The organism is Polyangium sp. 15x6 (assembly GCF_029960785.1).
GTDB lineage: Bacteria > Myxococcota_A > Polyangia > Polyangiales > Polyangiaceae > Polyangium.
This window is the reverse complement of the sequence record NZ_JASBQE010000063.1, coordinates 36,461-54,374: the sequence shown is the minus strand read 5'-3', so window position 1 is coordinate 54,374 and position 17,914 is coordinate 36,461. Positions and strand designations below refer to the sequence as shown.

At 67.7% G+C, this 17,914-nt stretch carries 12 protein-coding genes and 1 pseudogene; 9 read left to right on the top strand and 4 right to left on the bottom strand.

The window, feature by feature from the left end:
* Position 1: 1 nt before the first annotated feature.
* The 3 genes from phaZ to QHF83_RS34955 all read right to left on the bottom strand — a co-directional run bounded on the left by phaZ (position 2) and on the right by QHF83_RS34955 (position 3,308).
* Positions 2–1,249 (bottom strand): polyhydroxyalkanoate depolymerase, encoded by a 1,248-nt coding sequence (gene phaZ / locus QHF83_RS34965; RefSeq protein WP_348980500.1) that lies wholly within the window; start codon positions 1,247–1,249, stop codon positions 2–4.
* 178 nt (positions 1,250–1,427) lie between these two features.
* Positions 1,428–2,306, bottom strand: a complete 879-nt coding sequence (locus QHF83_RS34960; protein ID WP_282422359.1) for a hypothetical protein — start codon at positions 2,304–2,306, stop codon at positions 1,428–1,430.
* A gap of 69 nt (positions 2,307–2,375) precedes the next feature.
* Positions 2,376–3,308, bottom strand: a complete 933-nt coding sequence (locus QHF83_RS34955) for a LysR family transcriptional regulator (RefSeq protein WP_282422358.1) — start codon at positions 3,306–3,308, stop codon at positions 2,376–2,378.
* A gap of 109 nt (positions 3,309–3,417) precedes the next feature.
* Here QHF83_RS34955 and QHF83_RS34950 point away from each other — a divergent pair, with 109 nt between their 5' ends.
* The 8 genes and pseudogenes from QHF83_RS34950 to QHF83_RS53570 all read left to right on the top strand — a co-directional run bounded on the left by QHF83_RS34950 (position 3,418) and on the right by QHF83_RS53570 (position 12,368).
* On the top strand, positions 3,418–4,170 hold the full coding sequence (locus tag QHF83_RS34950) for a 3-oxoacyl-ACP reductase family protein (protein ID WP_282422357.1): 753 nt from the start codon (positions 3,418–3,420) through the stop codon (positions 4,168–4,170).
* Positions 4,171–4,192: 22 nt separating this feature from the next.
* A complete protein-coding gene (locus tag QHF83_RS34945) occupies positions 4,193–4,813 on the top strand; it encodes an NAD(P)-binding domain-containing protein (RefSeq protein WP_282422356.1) in 621 nt (206 codons plus the stop codon).
* A 46-nt stretch (positions 4,814–4,859) separates the two neighbouring features.
* Positions 4,860–5,390, top strand: a complete 531-nt coding sequence (locus QHF83_RS34940) for a hypothetical protein (RefSeq protein ID WP_282422355.1) — start codon at positions 4,860–4,862, stop codon at positions 5,388–5,390.
* 101 nt (positions 5,391–5,491) lie between these two features.
* A complete protein-coding gene (locus QHF83_RS34935; RefSeq protein ID WP_282422354.1) occupies positions 5,492–5,875 on the top strand; it encodes a hypothetical protein in 384 nt (127 codons plus the stop codon).
* 12 nt (positions 5,876–5,887) lie between these two features.
* Positions 5,888–6,556, top strand: coding sequence for a glutathione S-transferase N-terminal domain-containing protein (locus QHF83_RS34930; RefSeq protein WP_282422353.1), 669 nt, complete (start codon positions 5,888–5,890; stop codon positions 6,554–6,556).
* A gap of 216 nt (positions 6,557–6,772) precedes the next feature.
* A complete protein-coding gene (locus tag QHF83_RS34925) occupies positions 6,773–9,589 on the top strand; it encodes a beta-propeller fold lactonase family protein (protein WP_282422352.1) in 2,817 nt (938 codons plus the stop codon).
* A gap of 53 nt (positions 9,590–9,642) precedes the next feature.
* Positions 9,643–11,319, top strand: a complete 1,677-nt coding sequence (locus QHF83_RS34920) for an amidohydrolase family protein (protein ID WP_282422351.1) — start codon at positions 9,643–9,645, stop codon at positions 11,317–11,319.
* Positions 11,320–11,357: 38 nt separating this feature from the next.
* Positions 11,358–12,368 (top strand): annotated as a pseudogene (locus tag QHF83_RS53570) (FAD-dependent monooxygenase).
* A 132-nt stretch (positions 12,369–12,500) separates the two neighbouring features.
* Here QHF83_RS53570 and QHF83_RS34900 read toward each other — a convergent pair.
* Positions 12,501–17,438: an AAA family ATPase gene (locus QHF83_RS34900; protein ID WP_282422349.1), complete on the bottom strand. Its 4,938-nt coding sequence runs from the start codon at positions 17,436–17,438 to the stop codon at positions 12,501–12,503.
* A 133-nt stretch (positions 17,439–17,571) separates the two neighbouring features.
* Between QHF83_RS34900 and QHF83_RS34895 the strand changes: the two genes are divergently transcribed.
* Positions 17,572–17,868 (top strand): hypothetical protein, encoded by a 297-nt coding sequence (locus tag QHF83_RS34895; protein WP_282422348.1) that lies wholly within the window; start codon positions 17,572–17,574, stop codon positions 17,866–17,868.
* The last annotated feature ends 46 nt before the right edge of the window (positions 17,869–17,914 follow it).

The following is a 17,914-nucleotide window of genomic DNA, read 5'->3' as shown; positions in this document are numbered from 1 at the left end:
CTCAACCGCCGTGGGCGCGGATGAAATCGCGTACCTTCGGATAGATGTCCTCGCGCCATTTCCGGCCGGAAAAGATGCCGTAATGGCCAGCGCCCGCGGCCACGTAGTGCTTGTGCTTCTCGGCCGGGACGCCCGTGCAGAGCGCATGCGCCGCCTCCGTCTGTCCGAGGCCGGAGATGTCGTCTTTTTCGCCTTCGATCGTGAAGAGCGCCGTCTTCTCGATCGCCGCCGGATTCACGCGCACGCCGCGCACGTCCCAGGTCCCCCGGGCGAGGGCGAACTCCTGGAACACGGTCCGCACGGTCTCGAGGTAATAGGCGGCGTCCATGTCGAGGACCGCGTTGTACTCGTCGTAGAACTTCTCGTGCATCTCGCGCGCTGCGGCGCCCGACTCGCCCTTGTGCGAGTCGATCCAGTAGCGGAAGCTCGCCTTCCAGTGGTTCTTCGGGTTCATCATCACGAAGGCCGTGAGCTGGAGGAACCCGGGATAGACCCGCCGTCCCTTGCCCGCGTAGGGGCCGGGGACCTCGTGAATCATGTTCTTCTCGAACCACGAATACGGGTGCTGCGTCGCCAGCAAGTTCACCTCGGTCGGGCTCTTGCGCGCGTCGATGGGGCCGCCCATGAGCGTGAGCGAGCGCGGCGTGTCCTCGCCCGCCTGCGCGAGGAGCGATACCGCGCCGAGGACGGGGACCGTCGGCTGACAAACGGACACGACGTGCAAGGAGCCGGCCCCGAGCAAACGCAAAAAGCGCATGACGGTGTGCACGTAATCGTCGAGGTGAAAGATCCCCTTCGAGAGGGGCACGTCGCGCGCGTCGAGCCAGTCGGTGACGTACACGTCGTGGTCCTTGAGCAGCGCGCGGATCGTCTCGCGGAGCAGCGTCGAATGGTGGCCGGAGAGCGGCGCACAGACGAAGACCTTCGGGTCGGCCGCGAGGCGGCGCGCGACCTCGGGCTCCTCGGAGCGGCGCACGAAATGAAGGAGGTTGCAGAAAGGCTCGGCGACGACGACCTCCTCGGCGACGGAGACGGCGGCGCCGTGGCTCTCGACCTCGTCGAGCCCCCACGGTTGCTTGGGATAACGCTTGCCGAGGCGGTGGAAGAGGGCCTGGCTGGCGCTGAGCGTGCGTACGTGGGGCAACTTCGACAGCGGGTTCCTCGGGTGCCGGAGCACCTCGGCCGAGGCGCCGGCCATGTGCGCGAGCGGCTCGAGCAGCACGCGCTGCAGCTCGTAGAGATGGTACATCTTCGGCGGCCTGAGGTACTGGGCGGCGGAGGAGAGGAACGGAGGGCGCACGATTTGTTGCACCGCAACATAACCCGACCGTCGTGAAGATCAAGGACTTTTTGGCGTTCGGGGGCGGTTGTGTCGCGGCGCAGCAGGACATGCTGCCGACGGAGGGCGCGTCCCGGCCGCCGCGCCTTCACTTGCAGATCCGGACCACGCGGGCCTGCATGTCCCAGGTGTGCTGCTGCTGGAAGTTGTCGGTGTGGATCACCTGGGCGGCGATATCGAAATCGACCACGCCGTTCGGCTGGATCTCGAAAGTGTTCACCTGGAGGTTCTGGATCGACACCTCTTTGTTGACCCCGGCGAGCGATTTTACCTCGCCGCTGCCGAGCAAGGCGAAACGAATCACTTCGAACCCCTGCTGCCAGACGACGTCCGCCCACGGCGCGCCATACGTGGCGGTCTCGGCATAACAGCCGTACACCGTCCATCCGCCGCTGCATTTGCAGCCCTTGCAATCCTCGGTGACCTGGCCGTCGACCTCGCGGTGCGCGAACCGTTGGCCCACGGAGCCGCAGGAGACGCACACGGCCTCGGTCCCGCTGTCCGCCTTGCATTCCTCGGAATAATCACACGTCTGCGTCGCGACGAACTCCCACCCGGTGCCTTGATTGAAGCAATTGTAGCCGGCAATCTGGCGAAACGACTGCTTGTCGAGCTCGGTATCCGTCTTGTAGGTGCAAGTCGCCATCTGCTGCGCGCAGCCGCCGCTGCCGCCGCTGCCGCCGGCCCCTCCACCGCCCCCGACACCACCGCCGCTGCCGCCAATCCCACCGCCCCCCTCGCCGCCGCTGCCGCCGGTCCCTGGACCGCTGCCTCCGCCGCCCGTTCCCGGGCCGCTGCTGCTCACACTGCCGCCCATTCCGCCCGCGCCGCCTGCGCCCGCGCCGCCCGATCCCCCGCCGGATCCCGAGCCCGACGGCGTGCCCGACCCGCAGGCCGCCGAAGATGCGGCGAGGAGCGTCGCGAGGAAGAGATGAGGCAATGAAGAATGTTGGAACGTCGTTGTCATGATGCCTTCATTCAGGATGCGAACACAGAGGCCGACCGTAAGCGCGGGGGAGTTGCGACGGAATCTTGCTCAGGTGCCCAGGCTCCCCGCGAACCGCTCCGCCAGACGATCCCGGCGGAACGCCTCGACGACGTGGTCGATGAACACGCGCGTTTTCGAGGGCATGAGCGTCCGGTTCGCGCAATAAAGCGAGATCGGCCCCGCGTCGGCATACCATCGCGGCACGAGCCGCACGAGCGCGCCGCTCTCCAGGTACGGTAGCGCATCGGGGACCGCGATCAGCGTGACGCCGAGCCCCAGCACCGCTGCGCGGCACATCGCCGCGGGGTCGCTCAGCACGATCGTCTCCGCGGGCCGCGCCGGCATTTCCTCCCCGGCGGCGTTCCGCATCACCCACTGCCGTACCCGACCCGTCCGCGCGGAGCGCATCACGATTCCATCGAAATCCGCGAGCCCCTCCGGATCCGCGGGCCGCGTGCGGCCTTTCATGTACGCGGGCGACGCGACCGCGATGATGTGCGCGGGGGCGAGCACGCGCGAGACGACGCCCGGCGAGAGCTCGATCCCACCCCCGATCGCCGCGTCGTAGCCTTCCGTGATGAGATCGACCTGCCGGTTCTCGAAATGCCAATCGGCGCGAATACGCGGATATCGTTCGAGGAAGGCCGGGAGCAGCGGCAGGATGTACTGGATCCCGAAAGTCGGGCTCATGCTGACCTTGAGGACGCCCGCGGGCTCGCCTTCACCCGCGGCGATGTCGGCGATCGCGGCCTGGAGCCCCTCCAGGTTGCCCTTGATTGCATGCAGGAATCGCTCGCCGGCCTCGGTCAACGTCAGCTTTCGTGTGCTCCGCTGAAACAGCCGCACGCCGAGGTGGCCCTCCAGCATGGCCACGTTGCGGCTGACCGCCGCCGGCGTCAGCGAGAGCCGGCGCGCCGCCGCCGAAAAGCTCCCGGCCTCCGCGCTGCGAACGAACGATTCGAGGTTGGCGAGCGTCTCCATGTCCTGACCTTCAACGAACGATTGAAACTGAAACCAGCGACTTCCGCCTAATCATGAATCAATCCGCGTGCGATATCTACCCCATCAACGCTTCACGGAGTGATTCGACATGCCGACCACGACCTTCTCCCTGTCCAACAAAGTTGCCCTCGTCACCGGCGGTTCGCGCTCGATCGGCGCGGCCGTCGCCAGGCGCCTCGCCAGAGAAGGCGCGGCCGTCGCAATCACCTACAGCGCTTCGCCCGAGAAGGCCAGAGAGGTCGTGCAATCGATCGAGGCCGATGGGAGGCGAGCTGTCGCGATCCACGCCGACGCGGGCGATCCGGAAGCGGTGCGCGCCGCCGTGCGGAGGACGGTCGAGGTCTTCGGCGGGATCGACATCCTCGTCAACAACGCCGGCATCAGCATCCTCGGCGCCGTCGACGAGATCACGATCGAGGATTACCAGCGGATGATCGCGGTCAACGTCACCGGCGTGTTCGTCGCGACGCAGGAAGCAGTGCGGCACATGAAGGCCGGCGGCCGGATCATCCACATCGGCAGCTCGATGACGCGTTATGCCGCCTTCCCGTCCGCCTCGGTCTACACGCTCACGAAGGGCGCGGTGGCCGGCTTCAATCGCAGCCTCGTGCGGGATCTCGGGCCCCGGGGCATCACGGTGAACACGGTTCACCCCGGCCCGACCGATACCGACATGAACCCGGCCACGGGCCCGGTCTCCAAGATCGTCGGCCCGGGCCTCGCCGTCGGTCGTTATGGTCGCCCCGAGGAGATCGCCAGCGCCGTCGCTTATCTCGCGAGCCCCGAAGCGGCCTTCATCACGGGCGCCGAGCTCATGGCCGACGGCGGTTTCACGGCCTGATTCATTGGAAAACCCACGGCAAATGCACGAGAGGAGCAACATCATGACCATCGGAATCATCGGTTCGGGCGCCATCGGTTCGGCCTTCGCGCGTGCGCTCGCCCGCGCGGACATCCCCGCCATCCTCAGCAATAGCCGCGGCCCCGCCTCGCTCACGGGCCTCGTCCGCGAGCTCGGCCCATCGATCAAGGCCGGCACGCGGGAAGAAGCGGCGGCGCAGGACATCGTGCTCGTCGCGGTGAACTGGTCGAAATTGCCGGCGGCGCTCGCGGGCTTGCCCTCCTGGAACGGGCGTATCGTGATCGACGCGAACAATCCGATCGAGGCGCCGCGCTTCGAGCCGGTCGATCTGAAGGGTCGCGCTTCGAGCGAGGTGTTCGCCGATCTCGTCCCGGGGGCGCGCGTGGTGAAGGCGTTCAATCACCTGAAGCCGCGCCTCGTCGAGGGGGATCCGAGGGCCGAGGGAGGCCGGCGGGTGCTGTTTTATTCGGGCGACGAGGCCCGCGCGAAGGCGGAGGTCGCCGCCTTGATCGAGCGGCTCGGCTTCTTCGGCCTCGATCTCGGCACGCTCGCGGTCGGCGGCCGGCTGGTCCAGTTCCCCGGCGGGCCCCTGCCGGCCCACAACCTCGTCAAGTTCGATTGACGAAAAGCCCCTTCCCCTCCCCGCTCCGCGGCTTCATGATATCCCCATGGCCCGCGTGACGCCGGTCCTCCTCCTGCTCGCCGTCGCCCTGGGCGCCGCCGGCTGCGCTTATCGTGCCCCTCCCACGCACGTCCCCCCTTCCCTCGCGTTTTCGGCGGCCGATCTCGACGTCGACGAAATCGTGATCGTGGACCACGACCCGACGCGCGAGACCCAATCGCCTGCCGATACCTGGCAAGACACGGTGCAAATCCTCGGCAAGGCCGCCCGATCGGGGCCTGCGACCGCGGGCCGGGCGCGCGTGCGCGTGCGTATCGATCTCGAGCGCAGATCCTCCATCTACGATGCCATGCGAAAGGATGGCATCGCGTTCATGGGGATGCTCGGCGCGCTCTTCGGCCTGGTCATCGACAACGAAAAACTCTCCGTCGACGTGACGGTCGAGCGCGACGGGCGCACGTTCAAGGGCCACGGCTCGGCGGAGAAGCTCGGGAGCATGTATGCCCCCGCGCGACGACGTGCGCTCGCCGTCGCCCTCGATCGCGCCCTCGCGGACGCGTCGACGAAAGGCCCTTGATCCGAGCGTCGACCTGCCCCCCTCACCGCTCTATCCAAACCACGAAGATCCATGTAGAGTCCCCTCACACGGGAGCGAGCTGACCGGCCTGGGGGGAACATATGGGCATTCTCGTCTTTCTGGTCTTCGTGTTTGGCGTGTACACGTTCGTCGCGCGCCTGCGCCGCAAGGAGATCCCCGAGGAGACGCGGCAGCTCGGCGCGAAGCTCGGGCGCACGGCGCACGGGGCGATTCCGCTGCCGGGATTCATGGGCCAGGCGCCCGCCGATTACATGCCCGTCGAGCCCTGGCGCGAGACGATCGGGCCGCCCGACGACCACACGCTCGTGCTCGACGCCGCGGGGCGACCCGTGACGAACGAGCCCCCGGTCGAACCTGGCGATCTGGGCCCGTATCGGGATCCGACGGTAGCGCTGGTTTCGAGCTCCGAACCCCGGCCCAAGCGCCGCAAGAAAAAGCATAAGCGCCCCACGGTGGAGGCGTGATACGGAGAGCCCATGACCATTCTCCTGTACGACCTCGTCGCCGAGGGAGATCGACGCCCGAGCCCCTTCTGCTCACGGACCAAGCTCGCCCTCGCGCACAAGCGCCTCGCATTCGAGACCACGCCCGTGGCGATGACGGACATCAAGGCCCTCGAAGGCGGCGCCTTCAAGACGGTGCCGATCCTGAAGGACGGGGAGCGTGTCGTGGGAGATTCCTGGGCCATCGCCGATTACCTCGACGAGGCCTACCCCGATCGTCCGCGGCTCTTTCATTCGCCGGAGGAGCGTGGCCTCTGCCGTTTCCTCGAGGCCTGGTTGTTCTCGGGCGTGCTCCAGCAGGTCTTGCGATTCTACTTGAAGGACATCCACGACCTCCTCCTCGAAAAGGACCGGGCCTATTTCCGCCAAAGCCGCGAGTCGAGGTTCGGGTGCACGCTGGAGGAGGCGGCGGCCGGCCGCGAGGCGCGGCTCGACGCGATGCGCGCGAGCTTCGATCCGGCGCGGATCACGCTCATCCACCAGGGACAGCCCTTCCTCTCGGGGCAAACTCCGGGTTACGCCGATTGCATCCTCGCCGGCGTCTTTCTGTGGATCGAGACGATCGGCACGGTGCCGCTGCTCATGGAGGGCGATCCGCTGGTCGCGTACCTCGAACGCGTCCGCGCTTCCTTGGCACGCTGAGAACTGCGCATTCGCGTTACCATCAGGAATTTCCTGACACGGGGTAGGTCGCGTCCCGGGCCCGCGTCAGAATTTTGCCTGCAAGCATGACAACGGAGTTCCGGCACATCTGGAGCTTTACAAATCTGGAAAGCCCGGATAAGCTTCGCAAAGTTTCCTTTTTGGCGCTCCTCGCCCCCTGGCGATGAGCAGCTCCTTTTCGTGCACGGAGGTCCCATGACGTTCACGCGCCCCCACGCGGCGAAGCGCCTATTTCGCCGTCCGCTCCTCTCCATTCTCGCCGTCGCTCCGCTCCTCGCAGGTCTCTCGGTGAGCGCGGAGGCGTCCGCCGATAGCTCCTACGCCCTTTTCGAAAGCGGTCAGGTCCGGCCCGTCGCGCTCTCGCCGAACAAGCAATTCCTGTTCGCCGTCAATACGCCCGACAATCGGCTCGAAATCTTCCACGTGGAGCCGAACGGCAGCCTCTCGCACCGCGGCTCGGTGCCGGTGGGGCTCGAGCCGGTCGCGGTCGCCGCGCGCTCGAACGACGAGATCTGGGTTGTCAATCATCTTTCCGACAGCGTCAGCGTCGTGAAGATCGGTCCCTTCGGTTACCAGGGCAACGTGGTGCGCACGCTGCTCGTCGGCGACGAGCCGCGCGACATCGTGTTCGGCGGTCCCGGCAAGAACCGCGCATTCATCACGACGGCCCATCGCGGCCAGAACGTGCCCTACGACCCGCAGCTCACCACGCCCGGCGTGGGCCGCGCCGATGTTTGGGTGTTCGACGCCGGAAACCTCGGCACGACGCTCGGCGGCACGCCCCAGACGATCGTCACGCTCTTCAGCGACTCCCCCCGCGCGCTCGCGGTGTCGCCCGACGGCTCGCGCGTGTATGCCGCGGCCTTCCACTCGGGCAACCGCACGGCGGCCCTGAGCGAGCTGCAAGTCCCCGACGGCGGCGAGGCGGCCGGCGGCGTCCCGGGGCCGAACACGAATGCCGACGGCGTGCCCGCGCCCGAGGTCGGGATCATCGTCAAGCACGACGGCGAGCACTGGAGGGACGTCATCGGCCGCTCCTGGGACAGCGGCGTGCGCTTCTCCCTGCCGGACAAGGACGTGTTCGTGATCGACGCGAACGCGAATCCCCCGGCGCAGCTCTCCGGTTCGTCCGGCTATTACACCGGCGTCGGCACGATCCTCTACAACATGGCCGTGAACCCGGTGAGCGGGAAGGTCTACGTCAGCAACACCGAGGCCCGCAACGACCTGCGCTTCGAGGGCCCGGGCATTTACGCGGGCGAGACGCTCCGCGGCCACCTGCACGAGAGCCGCATCACGGTGCTCGGGACGGGCGCCCCGGCGCCGCGGCACCTCAACAAGCACATCGATTACGACGTGTACCCGGCCCCCGCCGCGGTGAACCAGAAGACCCTCTCGCAGCCGCTCGGGATGGTCGTGTCGAGCGACGGCACGAAGCTCTACGTGGCGGCGTTCGCCTCGTCGAAGATCGGCGTCTACGACACGGCCGCGCTGGAGAACGACACGTTCGTGCCGAGCACCGCGAACCAGATCGAGCTCTCCGGCGGCGGGCCCACGGGCATGGTGCTCGACGAGAGCTGCGGACGCATGTACGTGCTCACCCGCTTCGACAATTCGATCGCGATCGTGGACACCACGACGAAGACGGAGATCGGGCACGTCTCGATGCACAGCCCGGAGCCCGAGAGCGTGATCGAGGGGCGTGCCTTCCTCTACGACGCGCGCCTGTCGTCGAGCAACGGCGAGTCGGCCTGCGGGAGCTGCCACGTGTTCGGCGATCTCGACAGCCTCGCCTGGGATCTCGGCAATCCCGACGGGGTTGTCTTGAACAACCCGGGCCCGTTCGTACCGATCAAGCCCGAGCTCGTCCCCGTGTTCGGCACCGATGATCCGACCTTCGGCCAGAATCCCGACTTCCATCCGATGAAGGGGCCGATGACGACGCAGAGCCTGCGCGGCATGGCGAACCACGGGCCGATGCACTGGCGCGGCGACCGGACGGGCGGCAACGACGAGGCCTCGTCGCAGCCGGACGACGGGAGCTTCGACGAGGAGGCGGCCTTCAAGAAGTTCAACGGGGCCTTCGTGGACCTGCTCGGCCGCGATGCGACGCTCTCCACCGAGCAGATGCAGAAGTTCACGGACTTCGTCCTGCAGGTCATGTATCCGCCGAACCCGGTCCGCAACCTCGACAACTCGCTCACGCCCACGCAGCAAGCCGGCCGCGATTTCTTCTTCACCCAGAACGTCGCGTCCCAGGGCTCCTGCGAGGCGTGCCACCGCGTCGATCCCGAGGCGAACCCGAGCGACGCGTTCCCCGGGTTCTTCGGGACCGCCGGCTTCGGCTCGTTCGACGCGACGACCCAGATCCTCAAGGTCCCGCACCTGCGCAACGCGTATTCGAAGGTCGGCATGTTCGGCGCCGGTTTCACGAGCGGCAATCGGGTGCCGGATCCGTTCCTCGGCGATCAGGTCCGCGGCTTCGGCTTCAATCACGACGGGACCGTGCCCGAGCTCTTCACGTTCGTCAGCGGCTTCGATCTGGTCCCGGCAAACCCGGCCGGCATCCCGAACACGCCGGCGGGCAACCAGGCGAAGCTCGACATGGTCGAATACCAGCTCGCCTTCGAATCGAACCTGGCGCCGATCGTGGGGCAACAGGTGACGCTCACCCAGAGCAACCAGACCGTCACGTCGCCTCGAATCGACCTGCTCGTCGCGCGCACCGACGCCGGCGAGTGTGATCTCGTCGTCAAGGGTCGGCTCGTGAACGAGATCGGCTTGGTCTACATCGGCAGCGGGCAATTCCTCGCCGACCGCGCGTCGGTTGCGCCCGTCACGAGGGCCCAGCTGGAGTCGGTCCTGACGGCGAACGGCAAGGCGCTCACGTATACCTGCGCGCCTCCGGGCTCGGGCGTTCGCATGGGCATCGACCGCGATCTCGACGGCTTCCTCGACGGCGACGAGCAAGTCGCAGGCAGCGATCCGGCCGACCCCACGAGCACGCCTTGAGCGCGTGTTGACAATCCCGCGGGGGCCTTCCAAAAACCATCCCGGCCCCCGCGATGCCGCGCCTGCGAAAGCCTCTCCTCCCCGCTCTCCCGCTGCTCGCGCTGCTCGCGGCCTGTAGCCCCGCGCCGCCGCCTCCCGAGGCGCCGCCTCCCGAGGCGCCGCCGCCCGCGCCTCCGCCGCCGCACACGCTCCCGCTCGCGTCGCCGCCGCCGCAAGCGCTCCCGCCTGCGCCGCCGCCTCCTCCTCCGCCTCCGCCCTTCCGATCCGACGAGGTCTTTCGCCTCGCCGTCCGCGGAGGCCACGTGATCGACGGCTCGGGCGGCGCGCGTCGCCGTGCAGACGTCCTCGTCCGCGGGGATCGCATCGCGTTCGTCGGCGACGTCGACCCTTCCGTGCGCGCCGAGCGCACCCTCGATGCTGCGGGCGCCGTCGTCACGCCCGGCTTCATCGACGCCCATTCCCACGGCGCGGCGCTCGGCGACGTCGAGTACGCGCTCGCCATGGGCGTCACCACGCTCGTCGTCGGCCAGGACGGTCGCAGCCCGGCCACGCGCATCGGCCCGTGGCTCGCGAAGATCGACGCCGGAAGGCCCCGCGTCCACGTCGCCGCCCTCGTCGGACACGGCACTGTGCGCAGCCTCGTCGGCGCCGCCCTCCATACGAAGCCGAGGCCCGCCGAACTCCAGCGAATGCGTGATCTCGTCTCGCAGGCCCTGCACGACGGCGCATTCGGCCTCAGCACCGGCCTCGAGTACGATCCGGGGCGCGGCGCCTCGATGGATGAACTCGTCGCCCTCGCCGAGCCCGTCGGCGCGCGCGGCGGCGTCGTGATGAGCCATCTCCGCAGCGAGGACGACGATCGCGTCGAATCCTCGCTCGACGAGCTCTTCGAGATGTGCAGCAAGGCAAAGGCCCGCGCGCACGTCGCGCACCTCAAGATCGTCCTCGGCCACGGCAAAGCGCGCGCCGAGCGCCTGCTCGCCCGCATCGAAAAAGCCCGCGCCCTGGGCCTCTCCGTCACGGCCGACCTGTATCCGTACACCGCGAGTTACACCTCCACCGCCGTCCTTTTCCCCGATTTCGCGCGCCCGCCGTCCTCGTATGCCGACGCTGTGCGCAGCCGCCGCCCCGAGCTCGCCGCGTTTCTGCGCGCCCGCGTGGAGAAGCGCAACGGGCCGAAGGCGATGCTCTTCGGGACGGGCGCATTCGCCGGAAGGACGCTCGAAGAGGTCGCCGCGGCGCGGCGCGTCCCGTTCGAGGACATCCTCATCGACGTCGGCCCGGACGGCGCCGAGGCGGCTTACTTCGTGATGGACGAGGCCGTCGTGGCGCGCCTCTTCGTCGATCCTTTCGTCATGGTCGGCACCGACGGCGGAGGCGGCGGCCGGCATCCGCGCGGATTTGGCGCGTTTGCGCGGGTGATCGAGGAGCTCGTCGAAAAGCAGCAGCTCGTTTCCCTGGAGGAAGCCGTGCGCAAGATGAGTGATTTGCCCGCCCGCACGCTCGGGCTCGAAGGCGAGCGGGGCTGCGCGCGGGAGGGGTGCGGGGCGGATTTGCTGGTGTTTTCGCCGGGGGAGATCCACGAGCGCGCGACGTTCACGGCGCCGCATCGGCTGGCCGAGGGGATGCGGTTCGTGGTCGTCGGGGGCGTGGTCGAGCGCGAGGGGGGGAAGGCGACGGCGGGGCGCGGGGGGCGGGCGCTCCGGTTTGCGGGGGCGAATCGACGCTGAGGCGGAGCGAGCGTGTCGCGTCCACGCCGCAGATCCGCATGTTATCGTTTCATCAATGGGCGTCCTTCGAGCGGGACGACGAAGGCGTGGTGAGCCGTATTCAAAGCCGCGAGACCGGCGAAGTGTTCACGATTCGCAGCCAGTACGTCATTTGCTCGGACGGAGCGGGCAGCCCGAGCCGCAAGGCCCTCGGCATCCAGGTGATCGGCCCCGAAAAACTGCGCGATTTCGTCAATGCCTCCTTAGAAGATCAAAGCCGCGCTCGGGCGCGAGGACGTGGACATTCGCATCACGTCGATGAGCCACTGGCGCATGACGGCGCAAGTGGCCACGCGCTTCCGGAACGGGCGCGTCTTCCTCGTCGGCGACGCGGCCCATCGATTCCCGCCGACGGGCGGCTTCGGCATGAATTCAGGTGTCGGCGACGCGCATAACCTCGCCTTCAAGCTCGCCCTGGTGATCGAGGGGCGCGCCGGAGAGAGCCTGCTCGACACCTACGAAATCGAGCGCAGGCCGGTCATCCAGACAAACTGCGACGAGAGCCGCTACAATTTCCACAAAATGGACGAGGTCGCCGAGGCCTTCGGCATCAAGGCCGAGGACGCGCTCTGGGCCATGGGAAAGCTCTCGAGCCCCGGGATGCGCGCCTTGCCGAGCGCGATCCGCGCCTTCACCGAGCGACAATCCCAGCGTTATGGCGAGAGCGTGCTCGGCCGCTACCACCGCGATCTCGCGGTGCGCGAGCGTGTCCTTTCGGCCATCGCGCAACAGGAGGGCCATTTCGATCGGATCGGCCTCGATCTCGGGTACACCTACGAAGACGGGCGAGCCTGCGCGACGGCGCCGAGGCAAAGGAGCGCGACGATCACGTCTCCTCCTATCGCCCCTCGACGCGGCCAGGCGCGCGATTTCCGCATTTCTGGCTCGACGGCAACAAGAAGCGGAAGAGCAGCCGCTCGATCCTCGATGACCGCGTTTCAATTCTGCTCGCCGGCGCGGCGGTTGATGTCCCAGATCGAGCGCGACGGCGCGCTCTTGATCCGGCCTGACGGGCATGTCGGCTGGCGGCAAGCCCGTGGGGTCGTCTCATCGGTGGGGTTGATCGAGTCGATCGTCGAGCATCTCCACGGGGCTCGAGCCCGCATCGGCCACGAGGTGGTCGATGCGGAGAAAAGGGGTTTTCACCTCCGCGTCGAAAATCCCCCTGCACCCTCCGACCGCATATACGCGCGCAGCGCGTCCCGCAGCGTCGCCCGCGTCGTCAGCTCCTTCAGGCCCGCGTCGAACGCCACCATCGTCTGCGCAACGGCCGCGCGAATCCCCGTGATCACCACGCTCGCCCCGAGCAGCCGCGTCGCGCCGACAATCCGCATGATGCGCTCGCCCGTCTCGGAATCGACGCTCTCCACACCCGTCAAATCAAGGATCAGCTGGCGACACGAAGCGGAGCCAATCCGATGCAGCACCCGCTCCATGATCTCCTCGCCCCGCCGCGCGTCGAGCACCCCCACCAGCGGGACCGCGATAACCCCGTACCAGACCTCGATGATCGGCGCCGACAGCGCATGGATCACCTCCTCCTGCTGGCTGATGACCGCGCGCTGGTCGAGAGCCTCCTGCTCCCTGCGCTCCTGCTCGGCGCGACTCAAACGAACGAGCGCCTCATTCGCGTGCCGTAGCTCCGCCGTCCGCTCCTCCACCTGCCGCTCCAGCTCCCCATACAACCGCGCATTCTCGATCGCGATCGCAGCCTGCGTGCAGATGAGCCCCACCACCTCGACCCGCGCAGGCGTGAATGCTCCCCGCGCGAGGTCATTCTCCAGATAAATCACGCCCGAAAGCCGACCTTTGCCGATGATGGGCGCAGCCAGCGCCGAGCGCGGAGGCGCGTCCACGAGGTAAGGGTCGAGCCCAAAGGGGCCATCCTGCGCGCGATCCTCCAGGAGCACGCTCTCACGCGTGCGCGCCACGTACGCGAGCACGGTCGCAGGCAGATCCGAGCGTTGCCCGAGATCTCGCTCGATCGCCGTCGATGCAGGCGCGTCTTCCTCGCCAAACGCGCGCTGCTCCGCTTCGACGACGAGGCTACCATCCCGCAAAAGGAGCAAGACCCCTCGCCGCGCGCCGGCGTTCTCCAGCGCCACGCGCAAGAGGGCGTCGATCAGTCGGGGCAGCACGATCTCGCCCGAGATCGCTTGCGCCGCCTTGAGTACCGACCCGATGTCCAGGGCGTCCGCCGAAGGCGCAGGCGTGCTCGGCAAGGGCGCGTCGAACGTCTCGTCGCGCGCGACAAGATCGGGATAGGCGCGGGCGAGGCGGCGCGAGGCAACGGTTGCGCCCCAGCGGGCATAGAGCCGGCGCGCCTCGCTGAGGTGAGCGCGCGCGAGCGTCGTTTTCCCGGCGTCCATCCAGTGCCTCGCGCACAGCTCGTTCGCGAGCGCCTCGTCATGGATGTAGCCGCCGGAATGCGCGAGCGAGATCGCAGTGTCGTAGAGCTCCGCCGTCACGAACCTGTCTTCGCCGCGGGCGCGGGCGAGCTCGGCGCGAACCAAGGCCGCGCGGGGGGCGAAGTTTTCCGGACAGATCTCCGCCCAAGCATCGAGCTTCTCCGCGTAGGCCGCGGCGCGCGAGAGCATGACCGCGCGCTCTTCAGGCGCGGCGCTCGTCGAGGCGCGCGTGAGCGCGAGGGCCGCGTAGGCGCGGAAAACAGGCGTGCCGTGCCAGACCGCGATGCTGACGAGCTCGGGGTTCGACTCGAGCACGACGCGCGCCGCCTCCTCGAAGGCGCCCTGGAAGACGAGCAAAAAGACGATGTAGAGCTGCGCGAAGAAGAACGCGCTTTCGTTCTTGATCCGGCGACACGCGGCGATGACCTCCTCGATGTCCACGAGGGGCCCGACGAGGCGGCAGGGGTCGTCTGTCTCGACCGAGAGGTTGTAGGCGATCTGTCCGGCCGCGCCGGCCATCCAGGTGATCGCGTCGAAGCGGTCGAGCTTGCGGATCGGCTGGTAGCTCTTCGCCTCGGCGATGATGTCCTCGATGGGCAAACCGCGCATGAAGCTGTTCGTGACGGCGTTGACCGTGTTGTAGAACGACCAGATGTACTGGCCTGTCTCCAGGCCCGCGTCCTTGCCCCTGATCAACGTGTCCCAGCAAGCGCTGTAGCCGTCTCCCCAGTACTGGACGAAGCCACCCCACATGTTGCGGATCATCGCTTCGTTCTTCTTGTCGCCGAGCTTCTCGCCGAGCCTGACAGCGATGCGGCCAAGCTCGTAGCCAAGCTTGATATGTCCGCGGACGCACAAGAGCATGCCGAAATTGATACAGCCGTAGGTCGTGCTTCGCGACAAACCATGGCGGTAGGACAGCTCGAGGATCTTGGCGATGCTGATGCTGAAGTTGTTCGTCGCGAGGAAGTACGTCGGCGCGAACAGCTCCTCCAGGACCTCGAGCAGCGCGGCGATCTCGGGGTCCTCGAGCGGCGGCAGGTCGAGGAGCGCTTCGGGCGAGCGCTCGACGACGAGGTCGAGTGTCACGCGCATCTGCTCCTCGAGCGTCGCTTCGTCCGGGAACGCGGGCAGGTCGAGGCCGAAGGAGTGCATCACCTCGAGCCCCTCGGCGAGCGCCGCGGGCAGGTCGTTCTTGAGCACCTGCGCTTTCATCTTGAGCCGCAGGATCTCGGTTCGAGCGAGCCTCGTCGTGGCGCGCTCGAGGGCCTCTCCGAGCGCGGCTAGCGCGTCATCGTGATGGCCGAGCAAGGACAGCGTGACGCCGAGCTTCCTCGCGTAGGCGAGGCGGAGTTGATGCTTCGACGTCCAGGCATCTTCGGGGAGGCATTGCAGGCCGAGTTCGAGGAAGCTGCGCGCGGCGCCAAACGCGGCGGATTCTTCGGCTCGCGTGGCGGCGACGAGGTTCATTCGGGCGAGCGACTCGCGTTCGTGTGGATCGTCAATGAGCTCGAGCGCGCTGTTCAGGTGGCCGACCACGTCGAAGAGGTTGCGGCTCTCGGACAAGGGCGTGCTCTCGGCGAGCAGCCTGCCGATGCGCAGGTGAAACGCGGGCCGGCCTGCGACCGGGATCATCGCGTACGCGCCTTCCTGGACCTTGTCGTGAGCGAAGCGGTAGCCGCTCCTGCCCGGGATGATGAGCCCTTCAGCGGCGGCGGGCTCGAGGCGGCCGTAGGCCTGTTCGGGCGTACATTCGAGCACGGTGGCGAGCACGCCGAGGTCGAACTCGCTCCCGATGGCGGCGGCGAGGCGGAGGGCTTCCTGCGTGGTTTTCGGCAGGCGGGCGATGGTGCGCACCATCAGATCGACGACGTTTTCGCTGTAGGCGAGCTCGTCGAGTCGTTTGAGGTCCCAGTAAAAACCCGTCCCGGGCTTGAAGGTGAGCACGCCGTGGTCGCCGAGCGAGTGCAAGAAGCGGCGGACGAAGAAGGGGTTGCCGGCGGTTTTTTTGAGGATGGCGTCGGCGAGCGGGCCGGTGTCCGAGCGCCGCAGGCTGTCGCTGAGCAAGTCGACGATGTGACGACGCTCGAGCGGGCCGAGGACGATGTCGCAGACGGAGAGGCCTGCGCGTTTGTGCTCTTCGAGCGCCGCGATGAACGGGTGGGCGGGGGAGACTTCGTTGTCGCGGTAGGCGCCGCAGAAGAAGAACGACTCGAGGGAGTCGTCGGCGAGCAGGGCGCGCAGGAGGTCGAGGCTCGCGAGGTCGATCCACTGCAAGTCGTCGAGGAAAAACACGAGCGGGTGGGCCCTGCGCGCGACGACCGAGACGAACTGCACGAAGCATCGGCTCAGGCGGTTTTGCGCCTCGACGGGTCCGAGCGCGGGCACGACTGGCTGCGGGCCGAGCACGTGTGCCATCGAGGGCAGGACGTCGCAGATGACCTGGCCGTTTTGTCCGAGCGCCTCGAGCCATGCGCGCTGCCACGCTTGGATCCGCTCGGTGCTCTCGGTGAGGATCTGCCGCACGAGGCCGTCGAAGGCCTGGATGATGGCGCTGTAGGGGGTGTCGCGGTTGAACTGATCGAATTTGCCGCTCGTGTAGTAGCCCTTCGCGCGGGCGAGTGGCTTGAGGATCTCGTGCACGAGCGCGGATTTGCCGATGCCCGAGTAACCGGAGACGAGGACGATGGAGCGGTTGCCGCCGAGCGAGCGTGTGAAGGTCGAGGTGAGCGCGTCGATGTCGCGCTCGCGACCGTAGAGCTTCTGGTGGATGCGCAGCCCGCCTTCGTGGTCGTGCTCGGCGGGCGTGAAGAGGGAGATCGTGCCGAGGGTCTCGAGTTCGTGGCTGCAGCGGCGCAGGTCGGCGAGCAGGCCTTCGGCGCTTTGGTAGCGGTCTTCGGCGTTTTTCTCGAGCAGCTTGAGGATGAGACGCGAGAGGGTCTCGGGCACCGAGCTGTCGATGTGCGCGGGGGGTTTGGCCTGAAGGGCGAGGTGCGCGTGGATGAGCTCCATGGGCTCGCGGGCCTCGAAGGGGCGACGACCCGTGAGGGCTTCGTAGAGGATGATGCCGAGGGCGTAGAGATCCGCGCGGTGGTCGACGCTGCGGTTCATGCGGCCGGTTTGCTCGGGCGCGGTGTAGGGCAGGACGTCGTGGAGGACCTCGTACGCGTAGAGTCGCTCGTGTGCGCGCGTGACCTCGGCGTCGACGCCGGAGCCGGTGAGCTTGAGCGCGCCTGCATCGCCGACGAGGATGTTCTGGGGGCGGACATCGCGGTGGGTGATGCCGCGTCCGTGCAGGGCGGCGAGGGCTTCGGCGATCGCGGTGGCGATGGCGAGGGCCTCGGAGACGGGGAGCTTGTTGCCTGGGCGCGCGGCGAGGGTGTGGGCGAGGGTTCGGCCTGGGAAGTGTTCGCGTATGACGATGAGGCTGTCTTCACGCGCCTCTACGCCGAGGACGGAAACGAGGCTTTGCAAGCTGAGCTGCGCGAGTTGCGCGTACTCGTGTTTGAATCGCGCGATCTCGGCGCTCCGGGCGCGTCCGATGGACAGGCTTTGGAGCACGACGGGCAGGCCGTCATGCACCCGCCGCGCGCGAAACGTCTTCGCGAACGGCGTTATTTCGACGCGTTCGAAGGCTGTATACCCTGCAATGTCGAGCATCAAGAAGACCACCGAAGAGTGACCGAGGAAACGTCTCGGGCAGGGCGGGGCGATGCCCTCCGCTCGAGCCAAACAACGAGCCTACCAAACTTTGCGGGATGGGGCATTGAAGTAGTTGCGCCATTCAAGGCGTATGCTGGGCTACGTGCCCCGCAGCGTCGGCGCGTGCGGCCGAGGAGCGCTGGTGAAGGAATGGGAGGCGGAGGCGGAGGCGGAAGCGGAGGCGGAGGCGGAGGCGGAGGCGGAGGCGGAGGCGGAGGCGGAGGCGGAGGCGCGTGCGCGTGCGCGTGTGCGTGTGCGTGCGCTTGGGGAACAGTATGCAGGGGCTCCGCTCGGGGACGGCGAGCGTACCGTCGTGCTCGGCCTCTTCAAGGCCAAGCCGTGCTCGCCGTCCTCGCGCTTCGCGCTCCGGGCGGCTCCGCGCGGTGCTGCGCAGCCTTGAAGAGGCCTCCGCGCGACGGTGCGGGACGGGGGTCCCGGCGATTGGG

What these genes read in the sequence shown, in the direction of transcription:
- QHF83_RS34925 (WP_282422352.1), top strand. Translation starts at nt 6,773, where the DNA reads ATGACGTTCACGCGCCCCCACGCGGCGAAGCGCCTATTTCGCCGTCCG.
- QHF83_RS34935 (WP_282422354.1), top strand. Translation starts at nt 5,492, where the DNA reads ATGGGCATTCTCGTCTTTCTGGTCTTCGTGTTTGGCGTGTACACGTTC.
- QHF83_RS34960 (WP_282422359.1), bottom strand. Translation starts at nt 2,306, where the DNA reads ATGACAACGACGTTCCAACATTCTTCATTGCCTCATCTCTTCCTCGCG.
- phaZ (WP_348980500.1), bottom strand. Translation starts at nt 1,249, where the DNA reads ATGTACCATCTCTACGAGCTGCAGCGCGTGCTGCTCGAGCCGCTCGCG.
- QHF83_RS34950 (WP_282422357.1), top strand. Translation starts at nt 3,418, where the DNA reads ATGCCGACCACGACCTTCTCCCTGTCCAACAAAGTTGCCCTCGTCACC.
- QHF83_RS34945 (WP_282422356.1), top strand. Translation starts at nt 4,193, where the DNA reads ATGCACGAGAGGAGCAACATCATGACCATCGGAATCATCGGTTCGGGC.
- QHF83_RS34940 (WP_282422355.1), top strand. Translation starts at nt 4,860, where the DNA reads ATGGCCCGCGTGACGCCGGTCCTCCTCCTGCTCGCCGTCGCCCTGGGC.
- QHF83_RS34920 (WP_282422351.1), top strand. Translation starts at nt 9,643, where the DNA reads ATGCCGCGCCTGCGAAAGCCTCTCCTCCCCGCTCTCCCGCTGCTCGCG.
- QHF83_RS34955 (WP_282422358.1), bottom strand. Translation starts at nt 3,308, where the DNA reads ATGGAGACGCTCGCCAACCTCGAATCGTTCGTTCGCAGCGCGGAGGCC.
- QHF83_RS34930 (WP_282422353.1), top strand. Translation starts at nt 5,888, where the DNA reads ATGACCATTCTCCTGTACGACCTCGTCGCCGAGGGAGATCGACGCCCG.